This window comes from Enterococcus sp. JM9B, assembly GCF_009933265.1.
GTDB classification, from domain to species: Bacteria; Bacillota; Bacilli; order Lactobacillales; family Enterococcaceae; genus Enterococcus_C; species Enterococcus_C songbeiensis.
The window spans coordinates 36574-56409 of record NZ_MAEK01000024.1 but is presented as its reverse complement, the minus strand read 5'-3'; the positions used below and the strand labels follow the sequence as shown (position 1 = coordinate 56409).

Here is a 19836-nt window from a genome sequence, read left to right as displayed (position 1 = left end):
TTTACGCAGCAACCTTAAGAAGCCCTTAAAAGCAAAAAAAGCCGCGGATTATTTCACCCGCGACCTTTTTGCTTTTTGTTTATCCAATCGTTTGTTCAAAGGTTCCCCAAACTTTGACCGTTTGGTTTTCTACCATTACTTGTCCTTTAGCGATAACCGTTTCAACGACTAATGTTTCTTCGTCCAACAGACAAATATCTCCGTCAAATCCTTCTTGAAGCTGTCCTTTATCAGTCAATTTCAATAGTTTTGCCGGATTGATGGTAATTGCTCTCAGTGCGGTTTCCAACGGAATATTTTCCACTTGCACCGCTTCTTTTATTCCTACCATAAGCGCCTTCGAACTGCCAATTCCCAAGCCAATCAATTCATTTTTTTCATTGAAATATGGCAAGCTTCCTTGACCGTCAGAGGTCATTGTAAAGTTGTCTAAAGAAATTCCTTCTGCCAGTAACCGTTTCAGACCTTTACTAAAACGAATCTCACCATCGGTTTTCTCCCAGAAATCAGGATCTTCACTGGCGGTAAAATCAATCACGCCACCTTTTTTGGCGAATTGCAGACAAGCTTCAAAGAGTTCCTCCGTCCGATTCGCATGGGTGGGTAAAAATTGAGTAATGGGAATTTCTGTTTCCGCAATTGTGCGTTCGATCAATTCCAATTTTCGTTTACCGCCTCCTAGATGAACATTGATGATTCCGGCTTTTCCTGATAACATGCCACCTACTCGGGCGTCCGCCACAGCACGGGTGAATTCCTCAAAGGAAGGTTGTGAGGAACGATGATCAGAAATGGCGATTTCACCAATCCCGATGACTTTATCAATAGTCAAAAAGTCACGAATGAGAGAATTACTGACAGTTTTGACCGGCAAACGATAGGAGCCTTCATAGACGAAGGTTGTGATACCTTCTGCTTCCAAGCCTCTTGCTTTACTGATCAAGGCTACCATGTCACGTCCTTCTCCATCGGTGCCTAAACACCCAACGACTGTCGTCACGCCGGCTGTTGTCAATTGACTGAGGGTAACTTCCGGTGTTCGGTTTTGAAAACCGCCTTCTCCGCCCCCGCCAAGAATATGGAAATGACAATCGATAAATCCGGGAACAGCGGCTTTTCCTCTTCCGTCGATTTCCGTGACAGCAAATTCTGATAAATCCGTTGTGATCTGGTCTGCAATTTTGATGATTTTTTGATTGCTGACCAAAAGATCTTTTTTACCGATAAAATCTGGGGTGTAAACATTTGCCTGACGTATTAATAACATATTTGACCTCCGTCTTAATTAATGATTGCTTAGCTCACGATCTTTTGCTGCGGCAATATGAACCGCATTGATGACTGCTGAACGCAGTTGTTTATCTTCTAATTCCTTGACCGCAGCAATCGTTGTTCCACCGGGAGAAGTAACCATATCTTTAAGTTCTCCAGGATGCTTGCGGGTATCCAGCAACATCTTTGCCGCCCCAAAAACTGCCTGTGCTGCTAATTCGTAGGCAACCGATCGAGGCAAGCCTTCTAGCACACCGCCGTCTGCCAAAGCCTCGATAAACATGTAGGTATAGGCTGGTGAAGAACCACTGACACCGATAACTGCTGGAATCAAAGATTCATCCAGTAATTCTGCGCGCCCAAAACTAGAAAATAGTGTCAAAACTGCCTGTGCATCTTGTTCTGTGACCAAACCGTTGACTGAAACGGAGGACATACCTGCTCCAACTAAAGCAGGTGTATTTGGCATGACCCGTACGATTTTTTGTTCCTTGCCGAGTACATCTTCCATTTGTTTAATGGTCACACCCGCCGCAATCGAAACAATAATTTTTTCTGCGACCTCTTTTTTGATGGCAGTTAATTGTTCCAAAATCAAATGTGGCTTAACTGCTAGTACTATGATTTCTGCCTGTTTTGCTAAATCTTCCCGCTGTTTTATCGGGGTAATTTGTAAATCTGTTACTAGCTTGGCTAAAGTCGGTTCATAGCGATGGTTATAGACTAAAATTTCATTTGCAGAATAAAGCTTCGCCTGAATCAAGCCTTCGATGATTGCTCGTGCCATATTTCCGGCGCCAATAAAACCGATTTTTTTCATAATGATCCACTCCTCTTCTCTATTAAAAGCCTACCATAAAATTTTCTACTTAATAATCAATGTCTGCGTCTTTTTTGATGGAAAAAACTGCATTTTTACTTCTCCGGTAAGTTCAGCCAAACCAACGGCAGCTAAAAGCAGCCAATCTGGAAAATTATTGAGGGGATAAGCCAGCACCGCATCTTTTAAATTGGTCAAATTTCCCAGATTGGTTAAGAATCGTTGCGTCAGAAGTTGTGCTAGAAAAATTGCCAATCCACCCAGCAACAATGAACGGATAAAAATAAAAAACAAGGAAAGATAGGGGAATTTTTGACTAACCTCGAAGAATTCCAGTCGTTGTTGCTGACGGAATAGGACGCGGTATCCTTCAAAAAACAAAATTCCAAGAAAAAAGGCAAACAATAAAATATATGCTCCTCCCCGCAGCAAATCAACAAAGAGCAAATAGGATGCTGCCCCAGTTTGGTTGGGACTAAATAAACCCAGCGTTTCTTCCAACCCTTGCCAAGTAGTGAGAAAGCCGGCACTGCGACGGAACAAAAACAACATAAGATACAAAAAACCAAGAGTTAGATCTCGTGTAAACCAAGTTTGTTCCAAAGAAAGCAGTTGTTTTACATCTACGAGAATCTTTTTCACAGGATTCAGCCTTTCTTAATTAGTAAACACGTTTTTAGTTTACATAAAATAAATATCGTTAAATATATCGAGCAATCAATTGAATCAACTGTTCAGGAAAAGACTTAAGATCAGAAATATCTAGGAAACGATGTTCACCATAAATTTCTTTGATTTTTTCTTTGTCTTCGCCGATTGCCGCTGCAAGATATCGGATTCCCTGCCGCTCATACTCTTTGACGACGTTTTGGATATCAAGAATTGCTTTTTTACCGGTATAATCCGGCAGAGCTTTGGGCTGCCCATCGCTGATGGAAATGACCAACTTGGTTGTCGCTGTTTGTTGGACCAGCTTGTCGCTCAACAATTTTAGTGGTACACCATCGCGATTGTTCTGGCGAGCCTTCATGCTAACTAATTTTCCTGCAACGCCATCAAAGGAATCCTCAAATTCTTTATAAGAATATATGGACGTTTTTTCTCGTGCAGAAAGATCCGCCGTATCACCATAAATCATTAATGGAAGGTTCAACTGCCGTGCGAATTCTGTTACTGCAATTGCAGCGGTCAGTGCAGTGGTTATTCGATCTTCGCGAATCATAGAACCGGACTCGTCAATACGCAGAGCTAAAGCTAATGAGGGAACCTCATGAGGGGGTTGCTTTTTGTCGAATGTCCGATAATCACCATAAGCAACACGGCTTGCATCAAACCGGGTACCCATATATTTCCCCTTTTGGTAAGTTGTAGTTTCTTCATTTTCCAGTATTTCTTGAATTTGTTTTACAAGGGGCTCTACAATCGACAACACGCTGCCGGTTAATTGGCGGGCTTTTTCTTGATTGTGGATTGAACTTTTAGGACGATGGATGATTAACCCTTCTTTTCCGTGGCTCGTTTCTTTTAAAAGACTCCGAGCTTCCTTGTTCAGTGTTTTTTGAAATTGCTTTTCATCAATTTTATCCACGGAACTGGTACTTTCGGAAAATGATTCTTCGCTACTTTCGCTTCCTGACTCACTTTTTCCATCGGTATCTGTTCGCTTCGTATCATCAGAAAGATTCGGTTGTTTTTCCGGAGTCGACAAAATTTTTTCGTCTTCTGTTTCTGTCAAAGGTGTTGAAGTAAGTTGAGACGCTGCTTCAGTTTCTTCAGATTCTGGAATATTTCGTTGATCGGCTTCTTCTTGAGAAATTTTCCGTCCCCGAACGGCTTCTTTTTTATACTTTATTAACGGTTGACTCGTGAGTAATTGTCTTAGCTGATCCAATAATTCGCTTTCTGCTAATGCATTTTGCAAAAGAGTCAACTCATTTGGGTCTGTCGTTACTTTATACAGTACTTTCGGATAAATGGTTTGTAAGGGATCTTGGTCTTGAACAAGGGTATGCACCCAGTAAAAATAAGAACGCATTCCGGCCACCCCTTTGATGGCATTCGCTTTTGCTGTCGTATCTAATAATCGGATGATTTCTGCCATTTTAGTTAATATCGCTTCATCTCCATATCCGGTTTTTGCTTTGCCGCGTTGAACCATAACCTCGATTGCTGGTAAATCCATTTTTTCAGCGTGCTGCATCCGATCTCGCAAAGATTCATTCAAAGGTCGATTTCCCTGATAATTGCGATTTGTAGTAATCACGATAACACAATCCCCATGGCGACGAACCATACCTGTTGGCAGATTCAGCATACCGTGGTGTTCCAATGCGGAATTTAAAGCGACCAAAACCGAAGCATCACGAATCACAGTCGGTTCTTGAATTTCCAGCAAATAGCCTTTTTCTAGGGCACGCACAATTTCTGAAGGATAGAATTTATAGTGAACCACTTCTTGGCTGTCTTGCTTATCTATTCGTTCAATCAATGCAGCCAACTTTTCTCGTGCAGCGCTGGGAGTTAATTGATAATAGGTTTGAATCAGCTGCAATAAATCTTCCAGACGTTCCGTTTGATAAATTGCTTCCAACAGTTCACCATCTAACGCATCATCTGTCGCCACAATCGGCAGTAAAGCCCCAAAAACATCGGATTTATCCATATCCGCAAAACAAGTGACCTTGGTATAGGGAAGTTGTAAATCAAAAGACAGAGCCTTTGCTAGTTGGGTTTTTCCAGAACCGGCATCGCCTTCCAACAATACGTTGAAAATTTTCATTTCGGGATCGTGCCAATTTTCTTTGATTTCAGAAGCAATCCGTAATTCCTCTTCGCTATCCTGATGACTTTCAGGTTTCTGCCAAATCATTTGTTTTTCTAACTTTGAAAAGAGCCGGTCCGCTGTTACTTCGTAGGGACTATTCATTTTTTTCACCCCTTAATAACCTAAATCATCTAATAACCGTTTTAAAATTTTGAAACGCTCACCGATTAATTCGCCGTCTTTTTGTAAAGTATCATAATATAAAAGAATATCTTCATCAATCATTGGATTGTCAGTATCCACCTCGACTGTCATTCGGTTGCCTTGCAGACCGATGATATCAATCAGTGGATTTTCGGGATCGTAAAATTTTTCATGACGATACGCATCTTGAAAATAAAGACTTGCTTGACTGACTAAAATCGCTAAATCCAGAATTCGCGTGATAGGCAATTCTTCGGATTGTCGCGACCATTTTTCACCGGTATGACGCCAAACTTTTCCAGAAATTTCGACCTTTCCTCTATCATTCCATTGTGCCAAGCCAAGAGAAAGACCTTTTGCATCGGTATTTAGGGCATTTTTTCCATCTACCTTATCGTAGTCTTCCACCACGATCACGGGTTTATGTTTTAAATTTGTTGGTATTTTCATTTTTTTCACTCCTTCTATCCTTCCACTAATTTTTTTGAAAACGAAGAAAGGACAGTTTTTAGTAATTTACTAAATTACTGCTTTACTAGAGTATAAAAGAAGCCTGTCCACCTTACAACTAATCTGTTCAAAAAAACAGCACCCCTCATTACGAGGCGGTGCTGCCGGTTACTTTCACTTCATAAATTAAAAAAATTATTGCGCAGAAATTGCGATTCCAATCGCTTTTTCACCTAGATGGGTGCCGATGACCGGACCAAAATGACCGATTTCAATCGTAGCTTCTGGATATTTTTCCTGTAGCCGTTTTTTCTCTTCTTCGGCAACCGTTAAATTGTTGGCATGAATCACGTAAAATTTAGTGGTGGCAGTGATTTCCTGATCTCGTTGTCCAATAATTTCTTCTGCCCGATTAAAAGCTTTTTTACTAGAACGGATTTTTTCAAACAAGACGATTTTTCCTTGATCAAAGGTCAGGACTGGTTTGATTTTTAAGAGTCCACCGATTAATGCCGCTCCGTTGGTTAAACGTCCCCCGCGAACGAGATTATTTAAATCATCAACGATCATGTAGGCATAGGTATTGTCACGAATCAAATCCAAATGCGCGACGATTTCTTCTAATGATTTTTCTTCCTCATTCATCTGCAAGGCAGATTCTACCATGTGACCCATCGGCATACTGGTAATTTTTGAATCATAAGGAAGGATCGTGACCCCTTCAATGTCTTCTTTGATTCCATGAAGAGTAGAAACAAAACCTGAGATTCCACCGGACAAATGAATACTTAAAATCGTATCATAGCCCTTGTTTTTCAGGGATTCATACAAACCCATCACCTCACCTAAAGCTGGCTGAGAGGTAGTGGGAAATTCTTTGCTGTTTTTCAATAAATCATAATAAGCATCTGCTTCAATATCGATTCCTTCGTTATAAATCTTACCATCGATGATTACGGGAATCGGAATGATGTACAGGTCTTGGTGACTACGGACCGGCTCAGGCAGATAGGCTGAGCTGTCAGTTACAATTGCTAACTTCATCTAACTTCCTCGTTTCAAGAATTTTCAAGCGACATAATAAATATAGCATAAATGAAAGTTCATTCAAACTAGAAATCGGTACTTATTTCGCTAAAAATTCTGTGATTGCTTTTTTATTCATGTCTTGGTCGATAACTAAGACACTGCCGGCTTCCCAAGTATTACCATAACTCCAAGAATCATCAACAGGAACGGTCAAACGATCGATCCCTCCGGCTCCTTTTGCCATGGATAACGTATTTTTTAGTAAAAAGCTCATCGGCAGATCAGTTGCCGCATACCCCATAACTTTTCCTGCGGCGTAAGGCAGTTTTGCAATCGCCAAAGGATTTTTCAATTCACTAAAGATGCCGTTCATCACCTGTTGTTGTCTGCGAACACGACCGAAATCTCCTTCTTCATCCATTCGGAAACGTGCGTATTGCAGCAAGGTCAGACCATCCATTTTTTGAGGTCCTTTTTTGATGGCAACTTCGATATTTTTGCTCATATCTTTTTCTGCATCGATTTGAACACCGCTAGGAAATAACGTATCGATTACTTTTTCAAAGGTTTTGAAATCGACCATCGTGTAATATTTACAGTCAATTCCAAAATTTTGAGAAAGTGTTTTACGCACGAGCTCTGCCCCGCCATAGGCATAGGCGGCATTCAATTTATTCTGCCCAACGCCGGGAATATCGACATAGGTATCCCGCATAAAGGAAAGGAGTTTTGGTTTTTTGCTGGGACCATCCAATTGCAGTACCATGATGGAGTCCGAACGAGCGTTTTCCCCCTCTCGGCTATCACTACCTAGCAGTAAAATATTATTTGATCCGTCAGAAGAAGCAAAACCGTTAAAGGTCTCGGTTTCTTGTGTAACAGAATCGTCATTGCTGGCAACCATCTTCCCCGCAGCAAAAGCAACCCCTGAATAAATGGCTAGAATTAAAATAAGTTTCAATAAAAAACTAAGAATGGGGTGCTTGCGCTTGCGTTTTGGTTTTTTACCCTGTTTTGGTGCTTTGGGTAATTTGGTTTTCTTTTTGTTTTTGTCTTTAGCAAAGGAAGGCTGGGTTTGAGGTCTTTCTTGGTAAACCGGCTCCTCCCATTCCTCTTGTTCAGGGGGGAATGCCTGCTCCGTTTCCTGATGATGAATCTCTTTTCGGGCAAAAATATTTTTCTTTTCTTCTGATTCTTCATGAATATGCTTGTAGCGGTCCATTCGACTCATAAACGATCCTCCAAATTTCTTCACTCTCGTTTTAAGGATACCTTAGCATAAAAATAAAGAAAGAACTTCCTAAAAAATTTAAGAAGTTCTTAGCCTTTTTAGCCTAATCAAAATATTTTACGGGATAGCCGCCCAGATTTTGGACTTTGCCCCCTAACAATTCGATTTCGGTGATGGCGTTGTCGATCAGTTCATAGGGGCGATCCAACAGTAAATCAATCACGAAGAAATATTCTCCCAAACTGGTTTTTAATGGTCGGGATTCGATTTTACTTAAATTGATTTCCCGCCAGCCGAAAGCCGCCAACATTTTATGGAGCATTCCCGGCTGATTCGCAGGCAAGGTTAAGATTAAACTCATTTTTGAAGGTGTTTCTTCTAAAAAGTGAGTGGTTGGTTTTCCCAACAGCCAAAATCGCGTTTGATTGAGATCGTTGTCTTGGATATTTCCATAAAGAATCTTCAAGTTAAAATAAGCGGCCGTTTCTTCCGAGGCGATTGCCGCAACGCTTTCTTTGGGATGATTTGCTACATATTCTGCTGCAGCCGTAGTGGAAGGCATGGGAACCAACTCAACCTCCGGATAGTTCTCTTCTAAAAAAAGTTGTGACTGAGCTAACGCTTGAGGATGAGACAAGATTTTTTTGATTTCTTTGCCATCAAGAAAAGGATGAATCAGAAATTGCTGCTTGATTGGCAAAACGACTTCATTTTTCACTTGCAGCTCTGGTTCATGGGAAAGCAGATCAATCGTATGATGGACCGAACCTTCCAAAGAATTTTCGATAGGAACAATGGCTAAATCTACTTCATCCTTCAACAAGGCCTTCAAACAAGCAGGAATTGAGGCATAGGCAAATAAATTCGTTGAAAATTGTTTTCTTGCGGCTTGATGTGTAAAGGAGCTTTCTGGTCCTAAATAACCGACTTTCATAGGTCACCCAGCCTTTCAATAATTTCTGAAACGATTTCCTCTGGTGTCTTATTTGTCGTATCTAGAATATGCCTGGCACTTTCTTCGTAAAAAGCAATCCGCTGGTCTAAAATTGCCGCGATTTCTGCAGGTTGTTTATTTTCTGCTAACGGTCGAATATTTTCTGTATCTTGTTGGATTCTTTCAATCAAGACCTGCGTGTCGGCGGTCAAGTAAATGACAGCGGGCTGCTGTTTTAGGAGTGTGCGATTTTCTGGACGTAAAACAATTCCGCCGCCGGTTGCTAAAATTCCATCTTTTGTGGCTAGCTCTGCTAAAATAGCAGTTTCCTGTTCTCGAAAGGCTGCTTCGCCAAATTGATCGAAATAATCTGCGATGGGCATGTGGATGGCTTCCACGATTTGCGCATCAAGATCAATCAATTCCTTTGATAGACGCCGAGCCAACTGCCGACCAATTGTTGATTTTCCCGCACCCATGAAGCCAATTAAAATAATACTAGACAATTTATTTCCCTCCTGTCACCAAGTCGGCTACATCTTGGAAAAATTGTGGATAAGAAATGGCTACCGCTTCTGCGTCTTCCAATTCACAAGGTTCATCTACTAATAACGCCGCAATCTGCAACATCATCCCGATTCGATGATCTCCGCGACTGGAAACACTGGCAGCGTGTAAAGGCGTGGGTCCATGGATAATCAAGCCGTCTTCTGTTGGCTGGATATCAGCACCCATTTTTTTCAATTCCTCGGCAGTTGCATCGATTCGGTTGGTTTCTTTGACCTTCAATTCTTCCGCATCCTTAATGATTGTGGTTCCTTTTGCCTGAGTAGCTAGTAATGCAATAATTGGTAATTCGTCAATCAATCTAGGAATAATCTCTCCTTCAATCGTTGTGGCAGTTAAAGAGCTGAAACGAACTGTTAAATCTGCTGCTTGATTGTGGGAATCTTCGTTGGTTTGTTCGATCACCGCACCCATTGCCTGTAAAACATCCAAAATTCCTGTTCGCGTGGGATTGATGCCAACATTTTTCAAAAGCAGCTGACTGTTTGGTACCAAAACACCAGCAGCCAAAAAGAAAGCGGCGGAAGAAATGTCACCTGGGACAGTGAGCGCTTGACCGGTAAACTGTTGTGGTCCGGTAATCATAATTTCTTTTCCTCTAACGGAGATGGAACCGCCAAATTGACGAATCATTTCTTCTGTATGGTTGCGGGAAAGTTCTTTTTCGAGAATCGTTGAGGTTCCTTTTGTCTGCATTGCTGCAAAAAGAATCGCTGATTTGACCTGAGCGCTGGCAACCGGCATTTCGTAATGAATCGGAGTCAAATCTACCACACCATCAATCGTAATGGGAGGAAATTCTGTTTCTTCATCCCCATGAAGGCGCCCACCCATTTCGCGCAAAGGAAGCATCACCCGATTCATTGGCCGTTTGTTTAAAGAACTATCCCCATAAAGCTGGGTCTTGAAAGGTTGACCGGCTAAAATCCCCATCATCAATCGGATCGTTGTGCCGGAATTTCCGATATTAATTGGCGCATCTGCAGCTTTTAATCCAGAAAAACCCTGTCCATGAACGGTGATGATTTCACCATCATCTTCGATTTCTACACCTAGTTGTCGAAAGGCATGGAGGGTGCTTAAACAGTCCTCCCCCCGCAAAAAATTTCTGATCGTTGTTGTTCCGTTTGCTAAAGCACCAAACATAATACTGCGGTGAGAGATTGACTTATCCGCCGGAATCGTCAACGTTCCTTTTAGACCGTGATTATTTTCCACTAATTTCATTTTTTTCCTCCCCGATTATTTGGTCCAACAATGATAATCCGTGTTGGTTTCGATACACTTTTGTGCAGCAAGCAAATCTTTTTGATTTTTAAAACTGATTTGCAATACACCGATAATATCTTCTCTTGTTTCCTGAATTTTCAGATTAATCAAGGACAACTTCGCAGCTCCCAAAAGTCCGGTAACCTCTGCGATGACTCCCGGCACATCCGGTACATCAATCAACAAGTCATAAAATGCCGGGATTGCTCCATGCTGATGAACGGGTAATTGATCCCGAGTATCCTTTGCCCGATTAAAAAAAGCAAAAATTTCTTGTTGATTATCTTCTTTGAGCCATCCCGCAATTTGTTCCATCTCCTGCTGCCATTGTGTCAGGCCTTCCAGCAAAAATTTCTTGTTGCTTAGAAGAATATCTGTCCACATGACTGGATCAGAAGAAGCAATTCGGGTAATATCCCGAAAACCGCCGGCAGCCAATTGTTTTGCCCGTGGATGTTCCTGATTAAAAAGATCTGCTTGATTCACTAAACCGGCGGCAATGATATGGGGCAGGTGACTCAACATTCCTGTAATGCGGTCGTGTTCTTCTGCTGAAAGCACTACATATTTTGCCCTTGTTCCTTGAAAAAGTTCCTGCAACAAAGCGACATCTGAGCTTTGTTCTTTGACCGGGGTAAAAATATAATAGGCATTTTCAAAAAGATCACTGTCTGCCGCCTGCACACCGGATTTGTGGGAACCTGCCATCGGATGTCCTCCGACAAACCGAAATTTTTTCGTTTGGGCAGCATGAACGATTTGTTGCTTGGTACTGCTGACATCGGTTACCAGCAAATTTTCTTTTACCGGTAATTGCTCCAATTGATCAAGAAAATTTCTAGCCGCATTGACGGGTACCGCAAGCAGAATAAGATCTGCCTGCGTGGCCCCCTCAGCGAAATCGGCTGGAATCAAATCCACGATTTTTTTTTCTTTTGCAATGTTGCGAGTAGTTTCAAGTTTGTCCCACCCTATCAGTACCGTTTGCGGATGTTGCTTCTTGATACATAATGACATCGAAGCGCCAATCAATCCCAGACCAACGATCAATATTCGTTGTTTCATTCTCAGCGCCTCCTAGTAATTTTTCAAGTACTCCCGATATTCTGCAACACTGGTTTTTAGTTCGGCGAAGGAATCGCTTGGAAATTTTTGTAAGAGTTCATTTGCCACGACAGTAGCGACGACGCTTTCAGCAACCACACTGGCAGCCGGAACAGCCGTACTATCAGATCGTTCAACACTTGCTTTATAGGGTTCTTTTGTATCGATATCGACACTTTGCAAGGGTTTATACAAAGTTGGGATTGGTTTCATCACTCCTCGAACAACGATCGGTTCTCCGTTTGTCATGCCCCCTTCAAATCCACCAAGGTTATTACTCCGGCGAGTGTAGCCATCTTGCTCATCCCAAAGAATCTCATCCATGACTTGTGATCCGGGCAATGAGCCGGCTTCAAAACCAACACCAAATTCCACACCTTTAAACGCGTTGATACTTACTACGGCTTGTGCGATTTTAGCATCTAATTTAGTATCCCATTGCACATAACTGCCCAATCCAGCGGGAACACCGCCGACAAGGACTTCGACGATGCCGCCGATTGTATCCCCTTTTTTCTTCGTTTCATCAATGAGATCCTTCATTTCTTGCTCTACATCGGGATCGATTACTCGAACATCAGAAGCATTGGAGATTTTTTGTATTTCTTGAATACTCAAGTTTTCCGGTAATTTCGCATGGATACCGCCAAGGCAAGTAACATGACCCGCAACGATGATTCCAAGTTCTGAAAGAATCTTTTTGGCGACAGCCCCGATTGCTACCCGCATCGTGGTTTCTCGTGCAGAGGAGCGTTCCAAAACATTCCGTAAATCGTCGTGATGGTATTTCATGCCACCGACAAGATCGGCATGACCGGGACGTGGGCGGGCAACTCTTCGTAATTTTTTATCTTTTTCAGGGACTTCTGCCACGGACATTACCGTTGTCCAGTTTTTCCAATCGTTGTTTTCAACAACCAGAGTAACTGGCGAGCCCAGCGTTTTTCCGTGACGAATGCCAGAGGTGATCCGTACTTGATCTTTTTCAATTTTCATTCGTCCACCGCGACCATAACCGGTTTGTCTTCTAGCAAGTTCAAGATTAATATCTTCTTCTGTCAAAGGTAGTCCGGCAGGTAAGCCTTCAATAATTGCAGTTAACTCAGGACCGTGTGATTCACCAGCTGTTATATAGCGCATATTAATTTCCTCCTAAATATTCCTTGATGTCGGCGATGGGAATCGGGTGAATCTTAGCTTCCCCGATTTTTTCTAATAAAATAATTTTTAATTGGTTCCCACGAGCTTTTTTATCATGAGTGATCGCATGATACAGGTGATCTGTCTGCCAGTTATCATAATGGATTGGCAAATGAAATTTTTGAATCATTGTTATTAGTTGTTGTGTACTTCCGCTAGGAGATAAACCGATTGCTTCGGCATGACGATTGATAGCAACCATTCCAATAGCTACCCCTTCTCCATGACTCACGATACCATAGCCGGCGGTTTTTTCGATGGCGTGACCGATTGTGTGCCCAAAATTTAGAATCAAGCGATTGCCTTGATCAAATTCATCTTCTTCCACCACTTTACGCTTGATTTTCAAGGTTGCGGTAATAATGGCTTCAGCGTGAGCCAATAAATCTGCTTCATCTTTCAAGGAAGAAAGCAGTTGCCATAAATCGATATCGGCGATTGCGGCGGATTTGATGATTTCTGCGATGCCTTCCCGAACACGGCGAGGTTCTAAGGTTTTTAACACCAATGGATCAATCAAAACAGCATCCGGCTGACTGAAAGTTCCCACCAGATTTTTTGCGTTCGCTGTGTTGACGGCTGTTTTTCCACCAATGCTAGAATCCACCTGTGCCAAAAGAGTCGTGGGAATTTGTACAAAATGAATGCCCCGCATAAAAGTTGAAGCAACAAATGCTGCCAAATCACCAACAACACCTCCTCCTAAAGCTAAAACACCATCACTGCGGGTAAAACCATTCTCTGCTAAAAAATCGTAAAGCAACGCTGCTTGATCAAGGGATTTGCTTTTTTCACCGGCAGGAACCACGGTCAAAACTGGTTGAAATCCGCTTTTCTCTACTTGTTGCATAACTGTTTCTGCATAAAGAGGAGCGACATTGCTATCGGTAATAACCGCAACTTTCTGAGGTTTCCAGATTGTTTTCAGCCATTTTCCTGTTTGTTGTAGTGCTCCTTGATTGATAAGAATATCGTATTGATGATTTGCTAAATGAACCGTAAGCATAGCTTCCACTTCTTTCCTAAATTAGAAATTATTTTGATAAAGCTTTGATTTCCTGCATGGCTTTTTCCATGATTCCCACTTCTTTCATCATGCGCAGGTAAGTTTTTTCATTTAAGGATTGGGGACCGTCTGACCAAGCATTAGCAGGATCAGGGTGGATTTCAACGATCATACCATCTGCTCCGCTGGCAACTCCTGCACGAGCCATAGGTGGTACTAAATCCCAAATGCCTGTTCCATGACTTGGATCGACGATAATCGGAAAGTGACTAAGTTTTTTGATTAACGGAACAGCACTTAAATCAAACGTATTTCGGGTAGCTGTTTCGTAAGTACGAATCCCACGCTCGATGAAAATCACTGGCGATTTGTCCTCTACTGCAACGTATTCTGCTGCATTCAACCATTCATCAATTGTTCCTGAAATTCCTCGTTTTAAGCCGATTGGTTTACCTGTTTTCCCCACAGCAGATAATAATTTAAAGTTTTGCATGTTGCGGGCACCAATTTGTAAAATGTCACTGTATTCGGCAATCATATCGATATGCCCTTCATCCATGACTTCCGTAATTACTTTCATGCCAAACTCATCGGCAGCTTGACGAATGTATTTCAAACCTTCTTCTTCTAATCCTTGAAACGCATAAGGAGAGGTGCGAGGTTTAAATGCCCCCCCACGTAAAATTTTTGCTCCGCCGGCTTTTGCCATTCGGGCACATTCTCTGATTTGATCCAGTCCTTCAATCGAGCAAGGTCCAGCCATTGTAACAAAACTGCCGTCACCGATTTTTACTCCGTCAACATCAACGACGGTATCGCCGGGATGAAATTCGCGAGAAGTTAATTTGTAAGTTTTAGAAATTTTAACGGTATTCTCTACACCTTCAAAACTATTGAATGCCACGTCCTGCATACCGCGAGTATCACCTTTTAATCCAATGACGATGTGTTCTGTTCCTTGATCAATGTTCACTTCTAAGCCTTCTTTTTTGATACGGTTCACCACGGACTCAACCTGTTCTTTGGTGGCATCTTTCTTCATAATCACGATCATTCTTTTTTCCTACTCTCTTTTAATTATTTTCAACGATTGGTTTAATTTTTTCTACCGGCATCTTTTGTCCGGTCCATAATTCAAATGAAGCAGCACCTTGATACAACAGCATGCCCAAACCGTTTACGGTTTTTAATCCTTTTTCTCTTGCAAGTCGAAGCAATTTTGTTTCTCGTGGTTCGTAGATGACATCATAGACTGCTAATTCAGCGTGTAAAAAGGAAACATCCGGTAATGCCATTGCACCATCATTTGGTTTCATTCCTACCCGTGTTGCATTAACCAAGAGAACACTGGTTGCGATAGCCTGCTGTAATGCTGAATGATCTTCAAGGTCTGCTAAATGAATCTCACAGTTGGTGTGACGACTGATTTGTGCTAATTTTACGGCAATCTGATCATAAAAGGCATCTTTTCGATTAAAGACGTGAATTTTTTTGACTCCGTCTAAAGCCGCTTGAGAAATAATCGCTGTCGCTGCGCCGCCTGCCCCCATCAGGGTAATTTCTTTGCCGATAATCGAGATACCAGCATCGGTTAAACTGGCCATAAAGCCAATTCCGTCTGTATTGTGACCAATCAACTTTCCTTCATGGTGGACGATTGTGTTGATGGCACCAATCAATTGTGCGGCTTCGCTTAATTCGTCCATCAAAGGAACAGCCGCCATTTTATGAGGCATAGATAAATTGACACCCAATAACTGCAATGTCCGAATCGCTTCAACGCTGGTTTTAAGATCCTCAGGTTCTACATCAAATGCAAGATATCTGGCATCGATTCCTTTTTCAATAAAGGCTGCGTTGTGCATCATTGGTGAGATACTGTGGCGAGCAGGCTTGGCATATAACCCGGCCAAATGGGTGTGTCCTGTGATTTCCATTTTTATTCCTCCTATTTTTTACAGCAAAACCAACAAAAAAAGATGTTGACTGTAGTAAATCATCCCTCTACAGTGAACATCTTCTAAGGAGCCTGAAAAGCTCGGTAAAATTAAAATAGCCACTATAGATTTCTTATCTACGTGGCTGTAAGTCGTGTCAAAAATCTCTAGCCATCATAGATACAAACTTGGTCTGTTTGCACCCATGAAATCATGAATACAAACCTATCTAAAATAGCTAAAGTAATAATTATTCAGTTGTGCGTGTTGTACTAATTTCATTAGAATCGCTCCAAGCTGATGTAAGATTGTTCTTAGTATAGACATAAAAAAAGTAGCTGTCAATTATTTTTTGAAAATTTTTTCAATTTTTCTGAGAGCTTACAACTCTTCTTCAAAAAATAAAAGCAAATCGTGTAAGGTCAGTTTCGCTTTTTCTGCAGCATTCAGGTCTTTGACGATTTTTCCTTTTTGCAAAAGAATCAGACGATTTCCATAATGCAAAGCATCTTCCATTCGGTGAGTAATCATCATGCAGGTCAATTGCTGCTCGGCTACTCGTTGTGCTGTGAGGGCCATCAATTGTTTGGAAGTTTTGGGATCAAGGGCTGCTGTATGTTCATCCAACAAAAGCAACTGTGGCGGGCGAATGGTTGCCATTAGTAAGCTCAATGCCTGCCGTTGTCCCCCGGAAAGATTACCGGTCGGAACATCCAGATGATTTTCCAATCCATTGCCGACTTGTTGACAGAGATCAAAATAACCAGCTTTTTTCTCATTGATTTTTCGTGAAACCAAGCGTCGTTGAACACCTCGTTTTTCTGCCAGCAAAAGATTTTCCGCCACCGTCATCCGAGGAGCCGTCCCCATTTTCGGATCTTGAAAAACTCGTGAAATATACGTTGCCCGTTTTTCTTCGGAAGCTTTGGTCACATCGACACCGTCAATGGTGATGCTGCCGGTGGTTACAGGCAATGTTCCAGAAACTATATTAAACAAGGTACTTTTTCCGGCACCATTTCCCCCTAGAACCGTAACAAAATCTCCCGCTTGTAAGGTTAGATCAATCTGATCCAAAAGTATTTTTTGTTCATTGACGCCATTTTTGATTACTTTTGAAACGTTTTTGATTTCTAAAACACTCATTTGGACGCCTCCTTTTCCAACCCGGTTTTCAAATTCAGGGCTTGTCTGAAACGAGGAACCATCAGACAAATAGCTAGAATTCCAGAAGAAATAATTTTTAGATAAGTTGTATCAAAGCCAGCCCAGATGATGACAAAAATCAATAATTGATAAATGATACTGCCAATCACCACTGCTGCCAATCGTTCAGCAAAACTTAGTTCTCCAAACAATACTTCACCAATAATAATTGAAGCCAAACCGATGACGATGACCCCGATTCCTTTTGAAACATCCGCATAGCCGTCATTTTGAGAAATCAAGGCACCGGATAAAGCAATCACACCGTTTGACAAGGTCAATCCAAGAATCTTCATGCGATCGGTCTTGATTCCTAATGAACGAGCCATTTCTTCATTATCACCGGTGGCAATATACGCTTGTCCAAGTTCTGTGTAAAAAAACAATAGCAATAAACCAATTGTCACCAATACCGCAACAACTCCCAGCAGCACGATATCAAAATAGTTTGGTAAATGTAGCCCTTGAAAAATATCTTGAATACGGGGAAATTTCATCAAGCCTTTATTGGGGCTTTGCATAACGAATAAAATCACGGAATTTAAACCAGACATAACAAGAATACCGGCTAAAATCACTGGAATTTTGCCCTTAGTGAAAAGCAGACCGGTCACTAAACCAGCTGCCATTCCCGCCAAAACACCCAACAATGTTGCCAAAATTGGATGAATTCCACTGGTGATTGCAGTCACACAGACCGCCCCTCCCAATGGGAAAGAACCTTCTGTGGTCATATCAGGAAAATTTAAAATACGATAGGTCATAAAAATTCCCAGTCCCAGCAACGACCAAAGTAGTCCCTGCCCAATTGTTGAAACAATCATTTATTCTTCTCCTCCCGTCGTGACAAGGGTTGCTGTGTCTGCTTTATCGCCAAGATCGATATTAAACCGTTTTGCTTGATCCGTATTGATGATAGTATCCCCATCGGTAAAAGTGTAAACGGGGGTGGTCGCTGGTTCTGCTTCGCCTTTTAGGATTGCCGCAGCCATTTTTCCGGTTTGGATACCTAATTCTTTTTGATTGATACCGACAGTTGCTAATCCTCCTTGCTGAACCATAGTGTCAACAGAGGGAATGATCGGTACATTATTTTTATCTGCTTCGGAAACCACTGTCTCCATTGCACTTGCAACCGTATTATCTAATGGAATATAAATGAAATCAACGGATTGAGCCAAAACTTGAACCGCTTGAGCAATTTCATTTGTAGAAGAAACAGCTTTTTTTTCTGCCGTCAAACCCAGATTAGTGACTGCTGCTTCTGCCTGTGCTACTTGGAATTTTGAATTAGCTTCCAACGAAGAATACAAGATGCCGACTTTTTTTGCTTCTGGTAATAATTCATGGGCCAATTTGATTTGAGCAGCAACGGGTGGTTGATCCGAAACACCGGTGATATTTCCACCAGGTTTTTCATTGCTCTTTACTAAACCGGCACCTAAGGGATCGGTAACTGCACCAAGCAGAATCGGTAGTTTATCTGTTGTGTTGGCCAATGCTTGGGCCGCAGGTGTTGCTACCCCAATCAGAACATCGGATTTGTCCTGCACTAACTGTTGACTCATTGTGTCTAATTTACTTTGATCGGCTTGCCCGTTTTGGAAGTTTATTTTTAGGTTTTTTCCTTCTTCAAAGCCTTCTTTTTTCAATCCTTCTTTGATTCCTTCAGTGATTTGATCCAATGCCGGATGACTGACGAACTGTAAAATACCTACAGATTTAACGGTTTCTGCGGTCTTTTTTTCCGGTTCTTTGTTCATTCCTTCAAAAATAGCAAAACCTGCCAAAATAATTACTAATCCAATAACTGTTGCGATTAACCCTTTGTTTTTTATCATTTTCTTTATCCTCCTAATAAGTAAAAAGACTAGCCATCTCCCTGCGGAAATTGCTAGTCGCAACTAAAAAACCGCATAGAACGTTTCTATGCGGCAATAATTTCAAAATTATTTGGCATAGACACAACATTAGAATGTTCTCTAAAAAGTTGTATCTATGGATTTTTTTCCATCAATACAACTATCTACGCCAGTTTTGCCAACTCTTCAATTGTCCTTGAGTTTGTAATGTAAATAGTTTCATGATGGTCACCCCTTCGTTTGTGTTGAAAATAGAATACCTGATTGTTTTTTATTCGTCAATAGAAAAATGACTGTTTTCTGAATTTTTTCTATTTTTCCTCAATTTCTTTGATGCTCCACATTGGTAGCCGATTCAACTCAGGAATAAATTCTTCTCCAAAATCAGTCAATTGCTCTACGACAAACCGATTTTTTTCTTTTCCTTTTTCAAAAAAGACAATTGTCACCTGATCGGGATTGACGCCGTACTTTTCTTGAATCCCCGCTGTATTATAGACAATCGGATAATAGAAAACCTGCCGATTAAATTCTTGCGCTTTTTCACTACCCAAAAGATCAAGGACCTGTTGATAGGTTTTTCCCTGCGGTTTGCTGAACATAACAGAAATCGCCTGTGACTTGCTGATTTGATGATCTCCACTTTGATAGCTCAAAGGCTGGATTTTTTTTGACGGAAGCGCGGAAAAAACCAGATTTTCGTATTCTGATTGGCGAATATGCCGTTGCGACCAAAGCATGCCGCCGGTAAAGAGTAACGAACAGGCAAGCAGACTGGCTCCCGTGAGCATTGCTCGTTTTGGTTCTCTGTCTACCCAGTCAGCCAGCTGATCCCAATGATCAAGAACCTGTGTTTTTATAGTTTCAAGCCATTTTTTTACCTCCAACTTTTTTCCCCCTTTCCGTCACTTCTGCATGGTTTATATCTATTATCCCATACTAGCAATTAATCACTATTAACGTCAAGAATCTTTCCATCTT

Annotated in this window: 19 protein-coding genes; all 19 read right to left on the bottom strand. The window is 41.6% G+C overall.

Going from position 1 to position 19836, the window contains the following annotated elements; all coding sequences use genetic code 11:
• Positions 1–79: 79 nt before the first annotated feature.
• The 19 genes from iadA to BAU16_RS06740 all read right to left on the bottom strand — a co-directional run bounded on the left by iadA (position 80) and on the right by BAU16_RS06740 (position 19742).
• Entirely contained in the window at positions 80–1267 is a 1188-nt protein-coding gene (gene iadA, locus BAU16_RS06830; RefSeq protein ID WP_137605210.1) for a beta-aspartyl-peptidase, read from the bottom strand.
• Between the two features lie 18 nt (positions 1268–1285).
• Positions 1286–2092 carry a pyrroline-5-carboxylate reductase gene (proC, locus tag BAU16_RS06825; RefSeq protein WP_137605209.1) on the bottom strand — a complete coding sequence of 269 codons (807 nt, stop codon included), beginning with the start codon at positions 2090–2092 and terminating at the stop codon, positions 1286–1288.
• 45 nt (positions 2093–2137) lie between these two features.
• Positions 2138–2734 carry a hypothetical protein gene (locus BAU16_RS06820; protein WP_137605208.1) on the bottom strand — a complete coding sequence of 199 codons (597 nt, stop codon included), beginning with the start codon at positions 2732–2734 and terminating at the stop codon, positions 2138–2140.
• Between the two features lie 58 nt (positions 2735–2792).
• The gene (locus BAU16_RS06815; RefSeq protein WP_137605207.1) at positions 2793–5018 is read right to left on the bottom strand and encodes an AAA family ATPase; all 2226 of its coding nucleotides are present in this window, start codon (positions 5016–5018) and stop codon (positions 2793–2795) included.
• A gap of 12 nt (positions 5019–5030) precedes the next feature.
• On the bottom strand, positions 5031–5510 hold the full coding sequence (locus BAU16_RS06810) for a DUF6530 family protein (protein ID WP_048605257.1): 480 nt from the start codon (positions 5508–5510) through the stop codon (positions 5031–5033).
• 195 nt (positions 5511–5705) lie between these two features.
• Positions 5706–6554 carry a DegV family protein gene (locus BAU16_RS06805; RefSeq protein ID WP_137605206.1) on the bottom strand — a complete coding sequence of 283 codons (849 nt, stop codon included), beginning with the start codon at positions 6552–6554 and terminating at the stop codon, positions 5706–5708.
• A gap of 82 nt (positions 6555–6636) precedes the next feature.
• Positions 6637–7770 (bottom strand): LCP family protein, encoded by a 1134-nt coding sequence (locus tag BAU16_RS06800; protein WP_137605205.1) that lies wholly within the window; start codon positions 7768–7770, stop codon positions 6637–6639.
• 103 nt (positions 7771–7873) lie between these two features.
• A complete protein-coding gene (pheA, locus tag BAU16_RS06795; RefSeq protein ID WP_137605204.1) occupies positions 7874–8704 on the bottom strand; it encodes a prephenate dehydratase in 831 nt (276 codons plus the stop codon).
• Entirely contained in the window at positions 8701–9210 is a 510-nt protein-coding gene (locus BAU16_RS06790; protein ID WP_137605203.1) for a shikimate kinase, read from the bottom strand. The genes pheA and BAU16_RS06790 overlap by 4 nt, the downstream gene beginning before the upstream one ends.
• 1 nt (position 9211) lies before the next feature.
• Positions 9212–10498 (bottom strand): 3-phosphoshikimate 1-carboxyvinyltransferase, encoded by a 1287-nt coding sequence (gene aroA, locus BAU16_RS06785; protein ID WP_137605202.1) that lies wholly within the window; start codon positions 10496–10498, stop codon positions 9212–9214.
• A 15-nt stretch (positions 10499–10513) separates the two neighbouring features.
• Positions 10514–11605, bottom strand: a complete 1092-nt coding sequence (locus BAU16_RS06780; protein ID WP_161526777.1) for a prephenate dehydrogenase — start codon at positions 11603–11605, stop codon at positions 10514–10516.
• 12 nt (positions 11606–11617) lie between these two features.
• Positions 11618–12784, bottom strand: a complete 1167-nt coding sequence (gene aroC / locus BAU16_RS06775) for a chorismate synthase (protein WP_161526776.1) — start codon at positions 12782–12784, stop codon at positions 11618–11620.
• 1 nt (position 12785) lies between these two features.
• On the bottom strand, positions 12786–13850 hold the full coding sequence (gene aroB / locus BAU16_RS06770; RefSeq protein ID WP_161526775.1) for a 3-dehydroquinate synthase: 1065 nt from the start codon (positions 13848–13850) through the stop codon (positions 12786–12788).
• Between the two features lie 28 nt (positions 13851–13878).
• Entirely contained in the window at positions 13879–14904 is a 1026-nt protein-coding gene (gene aroF, locus BAU16_RS06765; RefSeq protein ID WP_137605200.1) for a 3-deoxy-7-phosphoheptulonate synthase, read from the bottom strand.
• A 19-nt stretch (positions 14905–14923) separates the two neighbouring features.
• Complete coding sequence (locus tag BAU16_RS06760) at positions 14924–15793, bottom strand: shikimate dehydrogenase (RefSeq protein ID WP_202621256.1); 870 nt, start codon at positions 15791–15793, stop codon at positions 14924–14926.
• 375 nt (positions 15794–16168) lie between these two features.
• Positions 16169–16933, bottom strand: coding sequence for an ABC transporter ATP-binding protein (locus BAU16_RS06755; protein ID WP_161526773.1), 765 nt, complete (start codon positions 16931–16933; stop codon positions 16169–16171).
• A complete protein-coding gene (locus BAU16_RS06750) occupies positions 16930–17817 on the bottom strand; it encodes an ABC transporter permease (protein ID WP_137605197.1) in 888 nt (295 codons plus the stop codon). Before BAU16_RS06750 ends, BAU16_RS06755 begins: the two co-directional genes overlap by 4 nt.
• Positions 17818–18831: a tryptophan ABC transporter substrate-binding protein gene (gene trpX / locus BAU16_RS06745; RefSeq protein WP_161526780.1), complete on the bottom strand. Its 1014-nt coding sequence runs from the start codon at positions 18829–18831 to the stop codon at positions 17818–17820.
• Positions 18832–19166: 335 nt separating this feature from the next.
• Positions 19167–19742: a hypothetical protein gene (locus tag BAU16_RS06740; RefSeq protein WP_161526772.1), complete on the bottom strand. Its 576-nt coding sequence runs from the start codon at positions 19740–19742 to the stop codon at positions 19167–19169.
• Positions 19743–19836 lie beyond the last annotated feature (94 nt).

Bases quoted from the DNA above. Each gene is read 5' to 3' on its own strand.
- proC (WP_137605209.1), bottom strand. From the start codon at position 2,092: ATGAAAAAAATCGGTTTTATTGGCGCCGGAAATATGGCACGAGCAATC.
- BAU16_RS06755 (WP_161526773.1), bottom strand. From the start codon at position 16,933: ATGAGTGTTTTAGAAATCAAAAACGTTTCAAAAGTAATCAAAAATGGC.
- BAU16_RS06805 (WP_137605206.1), bottom strand. From the start codon at position 6,554: ATGAAGTTAGCAATTGTAACTGACAGCTCAGCCTATCTGCCTGAGCCG.
- iadA (WP_137605210.1), bottom strand. From the start codon at position 1,267: ATGTTATTAATACGTCAGGCAAATGTTTACACCCCAGATTTTATCGGT.
- aroC (WP_161526776.1), bottom strand. From the start codon at position 12,784: ATGCGCTATATAACAGCTGGTGAATCACACGGTCCTGAGTTAACTGCA.
- BAU16_RS06815 (WP_137605207.1), bottom strand. From the start codon at position 5,018: ATGAATAGTCCCTACGAAGTAACAGCGGACCGGCTCTTTTCAAAGTTA.
- BAU16_RS06750 (WP_137605197.1), bottom strand. From the start codon at position 17,817: ATGATTGTTTCAACAATTGGGCAGGGACTACTTTGGTCGTTGCTGGGA.
- aroA (WP_137605202.1), bottom strand. From the start codon at position 10,498: ATGAAATTAGTGGAAAATAATCACGGTCTAAAAGGAACGTTGACGATT.
- aroB (WP_161526775.1), bottom strand. From the start codon at position 13,850: ATGCTTACGGTTCATTTAGCAAATCATCAATACGATATTCTTATCAAT.
- BAU16_RS06800 (WP_137605205.1), bottom strand. From the start codon at position 7,770: ATGAGTCGAATGGACCGCTACAAGCATATTCATGAAGAATCAGAAGAA.
- pheA (WP_137605204.1), bottom strand. From the start codon at position 8,704: ATGAAAGTCGGTTATTTAGGACCAGAAAGCTCCTTTACACATCAAGCC.
- BAU16_RS06810 (WP_048605257.1), bottom strand. From the start codon at position 5,510: ATGAAAATACCAACAAATTTAAAACATAAACCCGTGATCGTGGTGGAA.
- BAU16_RS06780 (WP_161526777.1), bottom strand. From the start codon at position 11,605: ATGAAACAACGAATATTGATCGTTGGTCTGGGATTGATTGGCGCTTCG.
- aroF (WP_137605200.1), bottom strand. From the start codon at position 14,904: ATGATCGTGATTATGAAGAAAGATGCCACCAAAGAACAGGTTGAGTCC.